The following is a 980-nucleotide window of genomic DNA, read 5'->3' on the forward strand; positions in this document are numbered from 1 at the left end:
GAAAACCAAGGCGCGAAAATGTCGAATTTTATAATGACGTTAAATCCGCGCTGGATGCCGGATTTCGGCCATGCAAAGTCTGTCGCCCGACGGAGAATGCCCGGACGGCTCCCGCCTTTGTTGAGCAAGCGCTCCGTCTGCTGCGAGAAGACCCGAAGGTTCGCCTCAGTGATAGCGAACTACGTCAGCACGATATTAGCCCGGAACGCGTTCGCCGCTGGTTCCTGCAAAACCACGGGATCACCTTTCAGGCTTTTCAGCGGATGCAGCGCGTTAATATGGCGCTTCAGGAGCTAAAAGCAGGTCGATCAACCACCGATGTCGCTTTCGATAGCGGCTATGAGTCTTTAAGCGGCTTCGGCTATACCTGCAAAAAATTGACCGGTTCCGCACCCAGCGTGCAACGCCAGGTTGTTTTAATTCATCGCTTTACCACCCCGTTAGGTCCAATGTTTGTTTGTGCAACGCAGCGGGGAATTTGCCTGCTGGAGTTTGTCGACAGACGAGCGCTGGAGACAGAATTCAGCGACCTGCAGCGACGGTTCGACGCCAGCATCATCGCCGGTGAAAACGCCCACACCCGACAGGCGCAACAGGAAATAACGGAGTATTTTGCCGGGCGGCGTCAATCGTTCGAGGTGGCGCTTGATACCCCAGGCAGCGAATTCCAGCGAGCGGTCTGGCGCCGTTTACAGCGCGTTAGCTTCGGTGAGACGACGTATTATCAATCGATTGCGATGGATATAGGTAAACCAACGGCCACGCGCGCGGTGGCTGCTGCAAACGGCGCTAACCGCGTCGCGATTATCATCCCGTGCCATCGAATTGTCGGCAAAGATGGTTCGATGACCGGTTACGGCGGCGGCATTGCACGTAAAAAATGGCTTATTAACCATGAGGCAACCATCAGGGAAAAGTGCGGCTGATTTTACTTCCAGGATGAAGGGGCCCCTCTCTGTTCACTTTCACTGCGGCTCGGT

1 protein-coding gene is annotated in these 980 nt (G+C 55.0%); it reads left to right on the forward strand.

All coding sequences use genetic code 11. From position 1 onward, the window contains the following. The coding region (locus CWM53_RS20240) for a bifunctional transcriptional activator/DNA repair enzyme AdaA (RefSeq protein WP_100750845.1) at positions 1–926 on the forward strand (926 nt) is incomplete at its 5' end. Positions 927–980 lie beyond the last annotated feature (54 nt).

Origin of the sequence: Klebsiella sp. A-Nf5 (assembly GCF_002810545.1) — a bacterium.
Lineage (GTDB): Bacteria > Pseudomonadota > Gammaproteobacteria > Enterobacterales > Enterobacteriaceae > Klebsiella > Klebsiella variicola.